Origin of the sequence: Aeromonas bestiarum (genome assembly GCF_028751155.1) — a bacterium.
In the GTDB taxonomy this organism is placed as follows: Bacteria; Pseudomonadota; Gammaproteobacteria; order Enterobacterales; family Aeromonadaceae; genus Aeromonas; species Aeromonas bestiarum.
In genome coordinates this window covers 1,119,902-1,132,157 of record NZ_CP064746.1, presented here as the reverse complement: position 1 = coordinate 1,132,157, position 12,256 = coordinate 1,119,902, and the positions used below count along the sequence as shown (strand labels likewise).

Sequence of the window (12,256 nt, the reverse complement as noted above, 5' to 3'; positions counted from 1 at the left end):
AATAGCAGGTCGGGTAAAACAAAGAAAGCCAGGCAAATACCCAGCTCTCTTCTACTACACCTTCCCAGTATGTCAGGCTCGAGGAACGAAGCCGACTACATCATATACGCTGGTCAGGGTTTTTTCAGCCCTTTCACGTGCCTTTTGTGCACCTGCCGCCAAAATTGTTTGCAGATGAGCCTCATCCTGACGCAGCTCGCGGAAGCGCGCCTGGATGGGTTCCAGCAAGGCGACGACCGCCTCGGCAGTCTCGGTCTTGAGGTGACCGTACATCTTGCCTTCGAAGTGCTGCTCCAGCTCTGGGATGGAGCGCCCCGTCACCCCGGACATCAGGGTCAGCAGGTTGGAGACACCCGGCTTGTTTTCCGGATCGAAGCGCACCACGGCCGGCTCGTCGGAGTCGGTTACCGCCCGCTTGATCTTCTTGACGATCTGCTTGGGATCTTCCAGCAGGCCGATGAAGTTGGCCTCGTTGTCGTCAGATTTGGACATCTTCTTGGTCGGATCCTGCAGACTCATCACCCGCGCCCCGTCGGTGGGGATGAAGGGCTCGGGCAGAGTGAACACCTCGCCGTGCAGGTTGTTGAACCGGGTGCAGATGTCGCGAGTCAGCTCCAGATGTTGCTTCTGATCGTTGCCGACCGGCACCTGATTGGCCTGATAGAGCAGGATATCGGCAGCCATCAGCACCGGATAGCCGAACAGGCCGACGTTGACGTTGTTCTCGAAACGGGCGGACTTGTCCTTGAACTGGGTCATGCGCGACAGCTCGCCCATCTGGGTGTAGCAGTTCAGGATCCAGCCCAGCTCGGCGTGCTGTGGCACGTGAGACTGGATGAAGACGGTGCTCTTGGCCGGATCAATCCCCACCGCCAGATAGAGGGCGGCGGCATCGAGACACGCCTTGCGCAGGGCAGCCGGCTCCTGGCGGGTGGTGATGGCGTGCAGGTCGACGATGCAGTAGAGGCAGTCGAAATCATCCTGCATGTTGACCCACTGACGCAGGGCCCCCAGGTAGTTGCCTATGGTCAGCTGGCCCGACGGTTGGGCCCCGCTCAGTACGATTGGTTTAGTCATGAGAGTGTTAATCCTTGTTATTCGGCCAGCCCAGCAGCCTTATTCGGCCAGCAGCGCATCGAGCTGGGCAAACTGCTCGCATACCCAGTCCGGGCGGGAATCTGCGATGGGGCGGCCGTAGTTATAGCCGTAGGTCAGTCCCACCACCTTCATGCCGGCGGCCTGAGCGGCCAGCACGTCATTCTCGGAGTCGCCCACCATCAGGGTGCGCGACGGGCTGACGCCCAGCTCGTGGCAGGCGTGCAGCAGCGGATCCGGGCTGGGTTTTTTAACGGGCACGCAGTTGCCGCCCAGCCAGAGCGCGAAACAGTCGCCGATGCCGAGGGCATCCAGGATGGGCTGCACAAAGTGACTCGGCTTGTTGGTCACCACGGCCTGTTTGTAACCCAGTTTTTGCAGGCGGCGCAGACTCTGCTCCACCCCCTCATACATGGCCAGCCCTTCCAGCAGACAGGCCTGATAATGCCGATCGAACAGGGGGCGCGCCCTGGCAAACAGTGCAGGAGCCTCGCGGTAATCCAGCGCGCGCTGGATCAGCTTGTCGGCGCCATTGCCGACCCAGGTACGCACCACGGCCTCGTCGGCCTCGGCCAGTCCCAGTTCGGTGAGGGTACGGTTGACCGCCAGCGCCAGTTGAGGGGCGCTGTCGATCAGGGTGCCGTCCAGATCGAACAGCACCAGATCAAAATCACGCTCAGCGTTCGACATGGGCAAGCTCCGCACGCATACGGTCGATCACTGCCTTGTAGTCCGGCTGGCTGAAGATGGCAGAACCGGCCACGAACATGTCGGCACCGGCTTGTGCTATCTCGCGAATGTTGTCGACCTTGACGCCGCCGTCGATCTCGAGACGAATGTCACGGCCACTCTCGTCGATCAGGCGACGCACCTGGCGCAGCTTATCGAGGGTGCCGGGGATGAAGCTCTGGCCACCGAAGCCCGGGTTGACCGACATCAGCAGGATCACATCCAGCTTGTCCATCACGTATTCGAGGCAGGAGAGCGGCGTCGCCGGGTTCAGCACCAGACCCGCCTGACAGCCCTGCTCCTTGATGAGACCCAGGGTGCGATCCACGTGATCGGACGCTTCCGGGTGGAAGGTGATCAGATTGGCGCCCGCCTTGGCGAAGTCCGGGACTATGCGATCCACCGGCTTGACCATCAGGTGCACATCGATGAGCGCCTCTATGCCATAGTCGCGCAGCGCCTGACAGACCATGGGGCCTATGGTCAGGTTGGGGACATAGTGGTTATCCATCACGTCGAAATGCACCACGTCGGCACCGGCGGTCAGCACCCTGGCGACATCATCGCCCAGACGGGCGAAATCGGCGGAAAGGATCGAGGGGGCAATCAGAAAGTCTTTCATCAGCGTCATCCATTGGCTAGCGGGCAGAAAAAGCGGCGCAATTTTACCGCAAATATCCGATGAAAACGACCCGAACGCGGGGAGGAAAAAATGGGCCGCGGCTTTACCGCCCATATCCGATGAAAACACCCCATACACAGGGAGGAAAAAATGGGCCTGCGGCTTTACCGCTCATATCCGGCGAAAACAACCCGAACGCGGGGAGGAAAAAACGGGCCGCAGCTTTACCGCCCATATCCGATAAAAACGCCTCATACACGGGGAGGAAAAAACGGACCTGCGGCTTTACCGCCCATATCCGGCGAAAACGATGCGAACACAAGGATAGCGACAGGCAGAAACAGCGGCGGCACCCAAAGGTGCCGCCAGAAGGTCAGCCGAGTGAGACAAGCTCGGCGTCGCTGGGGTAGTAACCCTGCTCCGGCTCGATACCGGGCGGATAGAGCGCCAACAGCTCGGCCACCTTGTTGCGGCTGCCGCCGTTGCGGCTGATGGTGCGCTTGACCAGGATCTCGTCCAGTCGCGCACCACGGTAGAGCTCGCGGGTCAGCTCTATGTCGTGGTTGCTGATGAGTACGGGCACCCCCTTGCGGGCCGCCGTGTGACGGGCCAGCCGCGCCAGTATGGCCTGATCATCCAGCGTGAAGCCGCCTGCGGAATAGGTAGTGAAGCTCGCCGTGGTGGAGAGCGGCGCATAGGGGGGATCGCAGTAGATAACCCAGTCCGGTTCGGCGCGCTTGATGGCATCGGCGTAGCTTTCGCAGATGAAGGTCGCCTTCTGCGCCTTCTCGGCAAAAGCCCACAGCTCTTTCTCCGGGAAGTAGGGCTTCTTGTAGGAACCGAATGGCACGTTGAAGCCGCCCTTCTTGTTATAGCGACACAAACCATTGAAACCGTGACGGTTGAGAAACAGGAACAGCAGCGCCCGCTCGAAGGTGGTCTCGGTCTGGTTGAACTGGGTACGCAGCCGATAGTAGGCCGCCTTGTGGTTGTGCTCGGCCACAAACAACTTGCGCGCCTCGGCGATGAATCGATCAGGCGTCAGCTTGAGATGGTTGTAAAGGCAGATCAGATCCGGATTGATGTCGTTGAGCACATAGGCGTCGTAGTCGGTGTTGAGAAACACGGACCCGGCCCCGACGAAGGGCTCCAGCAACACACGCCCAGCCGGCAAGCGCTCGGCAATCTCTTCAACCAGGGAGTATTTTCCCCCGGCCCATTTTAAAAAAGCGCGTGTTTTTTTCATGGAAATCCGGTGTTAAGAAGGCATCGACCAAAAAAGGGGGACGATTCTACCCCCTTACCGGGCGCAATGGCTATTGCTTCAACTCTTTTTGTACCTGAGCAAACGACTTGGGCCAGGGCTGACCCTTGAGCAGGGCGGGCGAGAGCTTGCGAATGGCGGCCTTGGCCTGGGCGGCGTTGGCATAATCCCCTTGCAGTACCACGTACCAAGGGCTGCCACGGAACTGGGTTTTGTAAACCCAGATATTGCCGGCCAGCGCATGCTCGGCCACGAACTTGTCGACGGCCTTGGTGTTGCTCGCCCCCATCAGCTGGACGCTGTAATGATTCCTGGGCTTCTTGTTCAGGGTCGCCGCCGGCGTCAATGCCACCTTGGGTGAGGGGGCCGCCACGGGTTCAACCACGGCTGGCTTGGCCGCCGGTTTGGTTGCAACCGAGGTGCTCTGGGTCTTGGGCGCAGTGGCCGGCTTGGCAAGCAGGCCCTGGGTCGATGCATTCTGAGCCTGGGCAAGCTGAGTTGCAACGACCTGGGAACCGGCACCGGTCAGCTCATCCACCACGGCCGTGGGCAAGGCACCGCTGACGTCAGGCTGCTTCATCAGTTTCTCGACCACTTCATCTGAGATCACCACCCGGCGTCCCTCGTAGTTGGTCGATTCCGTGGTCACAGTCTCGCTCTCGACCGCCTTGGGCAGCACCTTGGCATCCGGCTGCCAATCGCGCACCACTCCACCAGGATTGCCAGCGCCGCCATCATTGGTTGCGTTCTGATTGCCATTCTGGCTGGTGTTACTGCCGCCTATGGTCAGCGGATCCCCGCCAGAAACGGGTATGGGCAAGGCGGTGGTTTGTGCAGGTTCCAGCGCAGTGCTCTTGCTCTCACCGTTGAACAGGGCTGGCAGCAGATAGCTCAGGGCCAGCAAACCGGCGGCAACCAGTGCCAGCACGGTCGCAATCTTCTTGACGGGCAACTCGGCCTGACGCTTCTTGGGCCTTCTGTCGGTCATGATATCCTCCAGTAACTGCATGATGGTGGACGGATGTCCATTTGCCGCTTTCAGGATCTCTTCCACTTTCAGCTTGGGCAAGAGGGCTGTCGGGATCTTGAGCTCTTTGGCTTTCTCATACAAGAAGATACGTTGCTCTGGCGCGCTCAGTGGCGCGACTTCCAGCTCCAGTGCCGGCATGGCCCGCCCTTTCAGCTGCGCCTTCTGGTTGCGACACCAGACGTCACTGCCGGAGAGCACTATGGCCAGCTGATGGGGTACGGTCAGAGTATCGTTGTGACGACAGAGGCTCCACAGCTCGCCGACCAGCTCGGCGGGCAACTCGTCGGCGCGTTCGATCAGCAGCAGCAGGGTGGCAGGTTTGCCTTCCAGCATGCGAAAGAAGCTGTCGGCCAGCGCATCCTGTGGATTGAACAGCGGCCTTGCCACCACCTGCGGCAACAGCAACTGGCGCACGTCCGCCATCTTCATGGCAGAGCTGCCAATCAGGCTCACCACCCGTACTTTTTCGGGCAGGGCGCCGAGCAGGGATTCACACAGGGTGCCGCGACCACTGCCGTGCTTGCCACAGAGAAAAATAAAGGGGTGATTGAACTCAATCAGGTGCAGCAGCCGGTCAACCAGCTGCCGCTGGGAAGGAAGTTTAAGCAGTTTATTATTACTCACGACCAGACTCGATCACCGCCAACAATTCAGCATCAGAGACATCGGCCACCACCTGTGCATGACCGATACCGACCGGCAGCACCAGTCGCAGCTTGCCTTCCAGTACCTTCTTGTCACGCCGCATATGGCGAATGAAGGCATCAAAATCCATCTCGGCCGGTGCTTGTACCGGCAGATTCGCGGCCAGCAGCAGATCGCGAATACGGGCAACCTGCCGGTTATCCAGCTCGCCACGCGCCTCGGCCGTGAATGCGGCCAGCATCATGCCTGCGGCAACGGCTTCGCCGTGCAGCCAGTTACCGTAGCCTTTCTCGGCCTCGATGGCGTGACCAAAGGTGTGGCCCAGGTTCAACAGGGCACGCACACCGTGCTCCGTCTCGTCCTGCCCCACCACATCGGCCTTTATCTCGCAGCAGCGACGAATAGCATAGGCCAAGGCAGCCGGTTCCAGCGCCTGCAGACGGGACATGTTGGTTTCGAGCCAGGAGAAGAATTCGGCGTCCCATATGATGCCGTACTTGATGACCTCAGCCATGCCGGCGGCAAATTCACGGGCAGGCAGGGTCTTGAGGCATTCGGTGTCGATGACCACATGCTTGGGCTGATAGAAGGCCCCAATCATGTTCTTGCCGAGGGGATGATTGACGGCGGTCTTGCCGCCGACGGAGGAATCAACCTGGGAGAGCAGTGTGGTAGGCACTTGAATAAAAGGAATGCCACGTTGGTAGCTTGCCGCAGCAAAGCCGACAACATCCCCTATCACACCGCCCCCCAGGGCGATCAGTGTAGTGTCCCGACCATGGTTGGTTTCCAGCAGAGCAGACATGATCCGCTCGAAGGTTGCCAGGGTCTTGTAGGCCTCACCGTCCGGCAGGATCAGGTGTTCTACCTGAAAACCGGACAGCAACTGGATAATCCGCTCAAGATACAAGGGTGCGACAACGGTATTGGTCACTATCATGACCCGCTTGCCCTTGATGGTTTGTGTCAGCACCTCTGCATGCTGCAACAGACCCGCCGCTATCTCGATGGGATAGCTGCGTTCACCCAGTTCGACCTTCAACCTTTCCATGGACGTCCTCTAGATTACATGCCAATCAACTTAACAATTTGATTGGCAACAACTTTAGCGCTCTGATCATCAGTCTGGATGACAAAGTCAGCCACTTCTTCATACAGCGCATTGCGCTCTTGTGCCAGACGCTCTAGTACTTCGCGCGGCGGCTCTTCGGTTTGCAGCAGTGGGCGGCGCTTGTCTCTTTGTGTGCGCGCCAGCTGCTTCTCAATCGTTGTTTCGAGGTACACCACGATACCGCGAGCAGAGAGCTTGTTCCGTGTTTCACGGCTCTTGATGGCACCGCCACCCGTCGCCAGCACGATACCCTGCTGTTCTGAAAGGTCGCCTATGACCTTCTCTTCGCGGATCCGGAAACCCTCTTCGCCTTCAACATCGAACACCCAGCCGATATCGGCACCACTGCGGCGCTCAATCTCATGATCTGAGTCGAAAAACTCCATATGCAGTTGTTCTGCCAGATGTCTACCTATGGTGCTCTTGCCCGCACCCATGGGACCTATCAGGAAAATATTGCGTTTCTCAGCCATGTCTTTTCATTAGTAATTACAAACTGTACGACCCCGACAAACACTCGATCGGGGTACCTATGAACCTTGTCTTGCGATGGATCAGGAGGGGGATTATCTCAATAGAAATCGGGACTGGCAACCGCAGCCCTTACGCCCCAGCCTCATTGGGGCGTAAGGTTATATGTGTTTTACCCTCACATGTAAAGCATTCAGAAGGCGTCGGTGACTATCTTCGGCGTCACGAAAATCAGCAATTCCCGCTTTTTATTCTCGCTGGTTGTCTTGCGAAACAACACGCCAAGACCCGGGATATCACCGAGCAGAGGCACCTTGCTGACGTCGCTCTTGATGGTCTGTTGATAGATACCGCCAAGCACCAGAGTCTCGCCATTGTTGACCAGCACCTGAGTGGTGATGGACTGGGCATTGATGGAGACGGCATCACCGGTACCGGTTGGTACCGTCTCACCCTTGGTATCCTGGGTCACGGTCAGATCCAGGATAACCCGGTTGTCCGGCGTGATTTGCGGCGTGACCTTGAGGCTCAATACTGCCTTCTTGAAGGTGACCGAGGTGGCACCACTGGAGGAGGACTCCACATAGGGGATCTCGGTCCCCTGCTCGATCAGCGCCGGTTTCTGGTTGGCTGTGGTAACACGGGGGCTGGCGATGATTTCAGCCTTGCTCTCTTTTTCCAGCGCCGACAGCTCGAGGTCCAGCAGGGTGCCATCCGCCAGACGGGCCACCTGGAATGCCAGGGTGCCAGCGGCATTGGTCACCGGCAGATTGACGTTCAATCTGTCATCCACCCCGGGACGGGTGATGGCCGAACCGCCATTGTTATTGCCGGAGCCGTCATTGCCTTCGATGGTGCCTGACGTGCTGTTGCCGTGACCGTCGTTCTTGGTCACCCCCCAACGCACCCCGAGCGCCTCGTCGAAACCATCATCTATGGTCACCATGCGCGCTTCAATCACCACCTGTTTGACCGGAATGTCCAGAATGTCCAGCATGCGCTTGATGTTGCTGATGACATCTGCCGTATCTTTGACCACCAGCACGTTGGTCCGCTCATCGACACTCACGGCCCCCTTGGAAGAAAGCAGCTTGGTGCTTTCGGAGGAGAGCAGCGCCGCCACCTCGGATGCCTTGGCATAGTTGATCTGCAGGTATTCGGTATAGAGGGGTGCCAGATCAGCCACCTGATTGCGACTCTCCAGCTGCTGCTTCTCGCGGGCGGCTATCTCTTCTGCCGGCGCCACCAGCAGAATGTTGTTATCCAGTCGTTTATCCAGCCCTCTCACCTTGAGGATGATGTCCAGTGCCTGCTCCCAAGGCACGCCATCAAGCCGCAGCGTGATATTGCCCGACACCGAGTCCGTGGTGACCAGGTTGAGGTTGTTGAAATCGGCGATGAGCTGCAGCACGGTGCGCACCGGGATGTCCTGGAAGTTCAGCGAAATCGGCTTGCCCTGATACTGCTTGCCAGCGGTCACCGCGGTGCGTTTTTTCACCTCGACGATGAACGTCTTGTCCGCCTGATCGTAGCGATAATCAAACTGGCCGTTGATGGAGAGCTCGAACAGGGTGTCATTGCCCTGACGGAACACCTCCACCTGGGAGACGGGGGTGGCAAAGTCCTGCACATTGATCAGATTGAGCAGGTCATCCGGCACCCTGGTACCATGGAACTTGGCCAGCACTGTCTGGCCACGGCTGCTGACATCGACTGCCGCCGAGCTGTTGTCCAGCGTGACCAGAAACTCCCCCTGCCCCTCCTTGCCACGTCTGAAATCCACCCCCTTGACGGAGTTGAAATAGGCGCCGCTCGCCCCGGTTTGAGCCGCAGACAAGACGGGTTTACTGGCCACTGGTGCTGCCACCGGGGCTGACTGGGCGACCAGCTGGGTGTTAATCAGGGCTGATTGCGCCACTGGTTGAGGATCGACAAAGGCGGGCGAAGCCGCTGGTGATGAGACCATACCAGCCGACTGGGTCGAAGCCGGCAGCGGCATGGTTGCCTTTTCTCCCAGAGCGACCAGCAGCTTGTTGCCCTGCTGGTGCACCTGATAAGGGGTCAATTGATCGAGCGCTATCTTGATGTCGAGCCCGGCGCCCTTGCCCTCGACCTTGAGGTTATCGACACCCTGCTGCTTGATTGGCAGCGGATTGACATTGAGTGCCCCCACGGCTCCCGGCACATGCAGCAACAGCTGATTGGGCTCATAGGATAGCCGGTCGGTAAAACCGCTTACCGGTTCACTGAAGCTCAACTCCAGCAACAGCTGGTCGGCCATCAGCGGATTCACCTTCACCTCTTGCAAGGTGGCCACAGCCCAGGCCTGGCTCCATGCTCCGGCGCAAAACAGCAGGGCAACTCTGGTTACAGTACCGATTGTTGTTCTCATCGCAGTCATCCCTGATTATCGTTTTGCTTCAAGATTGGCCATGCCCAACTGGGTTTCTCTGGTGACCCAGCATCCTTTGCCATCCGGTATAGTCTCAATCAAATCCACGTAAGTGTCAGTGATCCTGATCACCCGACCCTGATCCAGTCCCATATGTTGGTTGAGACCCACCCGGACGGATTGGCCATCCGGCGTCCGGATCAAGGCCCACAACTGGCCCTGCTTGCCGAGCGATCCCTGCATGACCAGGCTGGCAAGCGAATAGCTCTCCAACACTTCCTTCTCTCTGTTGGCGACTATCTGGGCACAATCCGGTTTCACCTTGGCATCCACCTTGGCGCTGCTGGCCTCTGGCTGGGGCGCAATGAAGGGGCTGCGCTGATCGCTGAGGTGATAGGCCATGGGCGAAAAGGGTTTGATTTCAGGCAGCGGCTCGATAGGCACAGGCTGTCTGGCCTTGGTCTGAGCCACATAGTTATCCATGTCATCCTGCCCACCGCAGGCTGTCAGCAGACAGACGGGCAACAGTACGCAGATCATTCTCATTTTTTCTGCCCCACTGTCTTGCCGTTGTACTTGTAGGTCTTGGCCAGCATCGACATGCCGATCATCTCGTCCGGCTCCTTGCTCTGACCCAGGGTGAACGACTCCAGGATGACGATCCGCGGCAGCGCCGCCATGTCGGCCGTGAACTTGCCAATCTCATGGTAGGTGCCCACCACCTCGATCCGCATGGGCAGTTCGGTGGAAAACTCGTGCTTTATCTCGGGCTCCCAGTTGATGCGATTCAATTTGAGACCATTGTCGGTCGCAATGAAGCTGATATCGTCCAGCAAGCCGGCCACTTCGTGCGTATTGGGTAACTGTTTGAGCTGGGTATCGACCAACTGCTCAAGCTGTACCATCTGTATCTTGTATGCCCCCAGATTGGCCGCCAGCATCGCCTTGCTCTCGAACTGCGCCTTCAGTTCAGCCTCCTTGTTGGTTTCCTCTGTCAACAAGGTCAATGAATGCGCAATCACGTAGTAATAGATGGCACCGCCCAGCAAGGCACAGAAAAACAGGATGAAAATGCCTTTGGCCAACTTGGGCCAGCCAGCAATGTTGTTGAGATCCAGTTCATTGAGCTGTTGCAGGTTCATTCTTGCCCCTTAACCGCATCGACGGTGGCGCCAGCCGCAGCTGCGACCTGGAACATCATGGAGAACTGGCTCAGCGAGACAGGCGCAACGTCGGCCGCAAAAATCGTGCTGATCTGTGACTGCCCCAGCCAGCCGGAGCCATCGATGCGTCGCATCATGCTGGCAACCCGGCCATAGGCCTCGGTCTTGCCGTTGACGTCGATCCGGTTGTCTTGCAAGGCCAGCGTGTTCAGATACACACCATTGGGCACCAGCGAGGGCAACTGGTTGAACAGCCGAACCGGCAGATTGCGACGCATCTGCAGATGCTCGATCAGTTGCATGCGATCGATCAGCTCCTTGCGCCTTTCCTTGAGCAAGCGGATCTCGCCGAGCTGTGCGTCGAGTATGGTCATCTCCTGCTGCAAGCGTTGATTGCGCTGCTGTTGATGACTGATCTGCTGCTCCACCAGCCAGTCGGCGGCAAAGCCGAGGGAAGCGGTGATCGCCAGGAAAATCCCGAGCATGACCCCGAACTGTTTCTTCTGTCGCTGAGCTCTGGCTTCGCGCCAGGGGAGTAGGTTTATATTTGACATGGCGTGAAGCTCCTCAATGCCAGACCCAGCGCCGTCATGTACTTGGCACCATGGGCAAGCCCCCCCTCCCCTTTGGGTTTGCCAAACAGGGCGAAGGGATCGGGATGCAATACTTCACAATTGAGTTCATTGCCGACCTGGGCGACCAGCCCGGGTAGCAGGCTGCCACCGCCAGTCAGCACCAGCTTGGAGAGCTCCCTGTGTCCGGAGGAGCTGCAAAACAGCTGAACGTTGCGCCTGACTTGCTGCAGCAAGGCATTAATGTGAGGCAGCAGCACATCCAGCTCGTAATCAACCGGCAATTTGCCCTGCAGCTTGGCCTGCTCTGCATCGTCCAGCGACAGGTTGTAGAAAGAGGCCAATGCCTGGCTGTATTGATCACCGCCGAAATTCTGCAGACGGGAGTAGATCACCTCGCCCTTGACTAGCGCGGCAAAGGTCATGGCACTGGCACCGATATCGATAACGCCAACCGGCTTTTCCCAGGCAAGCAAATCGGGCAGACAGGCGAGGACGGCGCGGCCCAGCGCATGAGCCCCCACGTCCACTACCTTGGTGGTCATCTCGGCTTCGGCCAGTGCCGTGACCCGACCGCTCACGCTCTCGGTACGGGCGGCGCTCAGCAGCACCTCCTGGCGATCCTGATCATTGACCTTGCCGAGGATCTCAAAATCCAGGCTCACTTCATCGAGGGGGAATGGGATGAGCTGTTCGGCCTCCATCTGGACCTGATTTTCCAGCTCGTTCTCACCCAGGCTGGCATCAACCTGAATGACTTTGGTGATCACATTGGAACCGGTGACGGCCGTCGCCACGTACTGGCTGTTGCCAGAGATGAGGCGCTTGAGGGCCTTGAGAGACTGGCTGACCCGTTCGATATCCTGCAACTGATAATCGACCAGGGTGCCCTTGGGGGTCGCCACTTCGGCCACAGATTCAAAATGCAGCTTGCCGGGGCGCCCGGTGATAGTGACAGCCTTGATGGTCTGGCTCCCAAAATCAATACCCGCCAGAGGAAGCAGGGAACCTTTATTGAATAGCCCAAACATATACACATCCATGCGTTATTGGGTTTTAGGATTGATTGTAGGACAGCTAATCAGATGATGATGACTTAACTCATCCTAAATGCTCTATCTATCAATGTCATAAAGTTTACACCGAAAAGTGATGCATCTCG

12 protein-coding genes are annotated in these 12,256 nt (G+C 58.3%); all 12 read right to left on the bottom strand.

Annotated elements, in window-relative coordinates; translation table 11 throughout:
• Positions 1-72: 72 nt before the first annotated feature.
• Positions 73-1,077 (bottom strand): tryptophan--tRNA ligase, encoded by a 1,005-nt coding sequence (gene trpS / locus IU367_RS05565; protein WP_042867712.1) that lies wholly within the window; start codon positions 1,075-1,077, stop codon positions 73-75.
• A gap of 39 nt (positions 1,078-1,116) precedes the next feature.
• Complete coding sequence (locus IU367_RS05560; protein WP_274453645.1) at positions 1,117-1,785, bottom strand: phosphoglycolate phosphatase; 669 nt, start codon at positions 1,783-1,785, stop codon at positions 1,117-1,119.
• Entirely contained in the window at positions 1,772-2,446 is a 675-nt protein-coding gene (rpe, locus tag IU367_RS05555) for a ribulose-phosphate 3-epimerase (RefSeq protein WP_042867708.1), read from the bottom strand. The genes IU367_RS05560 and rpe overlap by 14 nt, the downstream gene beginning before the upstream one ends.
• A 373-nt stretch (positions 2,447-2,819) precedes the next feature.
• A complete protein-coding gene (locus IU367_RS05550) occupies positions 2,820-3,692 on the bottom strand; it encodes a Dam family site-specific DNA-(adenine-N6)-methyltransferase (RefSeq protein WP_043135660.1) in 873 nt (290 codons plus the stop codon).
• 70 nt (positions 3,693-3,762) lie between these two features.
• Positions 3,763-5,364: an SPOR domain-containing protein gene (locus tag IU367_RS05545; protein ID WP_274453644.1), complete on the bottom strand. Its 1,602-nt coding sequence runs from the start codon at positions 5,362-5,364 to the stop codon at positions 3,763-3,765.
• Positions 5,357-6,436 (bottom strand): 3-dehydroquinate synthase, encoded by a 1,080-nt coding sequence (aroB, locus tag IU367_RS05540; RefSeq protein WP_274453643.1) that lies wholly within the window; start codon positions 6,434-6,436, stop codon positions 5,357-5,359. The genes IU367_RS05545 and aroB overlap by 8 nt, the downstream gene beginning before the upstream one ends.
• A 14-nt stretch (positions 6,437-6,450) precedes the next feature.
• Positions 6,451-6,969 (bottom strand): shikimate kinase AroK, encoded by a 519-nt coding sequence (aroK, locus tag IU367_RS05535; protein WP_005298388.1) that lies wholly within the window; start codon positions 6,967-6,969, stop codon positions 6,451-6,453.
• 191 nt (positions 6,970-7,160) lie between these two features.
• Positions 7,161-9,359 (bottom strand): type IV pilus secretin PilQ, encoded by a 2,199-nt coding sequence (locus tag IU367_RS05530; RefSeq protein ID WP_274453641.1) that lies wholly within the window; start codon positions 9,357-9,359, stop codon positions 7,161-7,163.
• 15 nt (positions 9,360-9,374) lie between these two features.
• Complete coding sequence (locus tag IU367_RS05525; protein WP_274453640.1) at positions 9,375-9,905, bottom strand: pilus assembly protein PilP; 531 nt, start codon at positions 9,903-9,905, stop codon at positions 9,375-9,377.
• Positions 9,902-10,501: a PilO family type IV pilus biogenesis protein TapO gene (gene tapO, locus IU367_RS05520; protein WP_274453639.1), complete on the bottom strand. Its 600-nt coding sequence runs from the start codon at positions 10,499-10,501 to the stop codon at positions 9,902-9,904. Before tapO ends, IU367_RS05525 begins: the two co-directional genes overlap by 4 nt.
• On the bottom strand, positions 10,498-11,076 hold the full coding sequence (gene tapN / locus IU367_RS05515) for a PilN family type IV pilus biogenesis protein TapN (RefSeq protein ID WP_043135670.1): 579 nt from the start codon (positions 11,074-11,076) through the stop codon (positions 10,498-10,500). Before tapN ends, tapO begins: the two co-directional genes overlap by 4 nt.
• Positions 11,064-12,137: a PilM family type IVa pilus assembly protein TapM gene (gene tapM, locus IU367_RS05510; protein WP_156994840.1), complete on the bottom strand. Its 1,074-nt coding sequence runs from the start codon at positions 12,135-12,137 to the stop codon at positions 11,064-11,066. Before tapM ends, tapN begins: the two co-directional genes overlap by 13 nt.
• Positions 12,138-12,256 lie beyond the last annotated feature (119 nt).

Excerpts from the sequence above, each read along its gene's own strand:
- tapM (WP_156994840.1), bottom strand. The coding sequence starts at position 12,137 with ATGGATGTGTATATGTTTGGGCTATTCAATAAAGGTTCCCTGCTTCCT.
- aroB (WP_274453643.1), bottom strand. The coding sequence starts at position 6,436 with ATGGAAAGGTTGAAGGTCGAACTGGGTGAACGCAGCTATCCCATCGAG.
- IU367_RS05525 (WP_274453640.1), bottom strand. The coding sequence starts at position 9,905 with ATGAGAATGATCTGCGTACTGTTGCCCGTCTGTCTGCTGACAGCCTGC.
- trpS (WP_042867712.1), bottom strand. The coding sequence starts at position 1,077 with ATGACTAAACCAATCGTACTGAGCGGGGCCCAACCGTCGGGCCAGCTG.
- tapO (WP_274453639.1), bottom strand. The coding sequence starts at position 10,501 with ATGAACCTGCAACAGCTCAATGAACTGGATCTCAACAACATTGCTGGC.
- tapN (WP_043135670.1), bottom strand. The coding sequence starts at position 11,076 with ATGTCAAATATAAACCTACTCCCCTGGCGCGAAGCCAGAGCTCAGCGA.
- IU367_RS05550 (WP_043135660.1), bottom strand. The coding sequence starts at position 3,692 with ATGAAAAAAACACGCGCTTTTTTAAAATGGGCCGGGGGAAAATACTCC.
- IU367_RS05530 (WP_274453641.1), bottom strand. The coding sequence starts at position 9,359 with ATGAGAACAACAATCGGTACTGTAACCAGAGTTGCCCTGCTGTTTTGC.
- rpe (WP_042867708.1), bottom strand. The coding sequence starts at position 2,446 with ATGAAAGACTTTCTGATTGCCCCCTCGATCCTTTCCGCCGATTTCGCC.
- IU367_RS05560 (WP_274453645.1), bottom strand. The coding sequence starts at position 1,785 with ATGTCGAACGCTGAGCGTGATTTTGATCTGGTGCTGTTCGATCTGGAC.
- aroK (WP_005298388.1), bottom strand. The coding sequence starts at position 6,969 with ATGGCTGAGAAACGCAATATTTTCCTGATAGGTCCCATGGGTGCGGGC.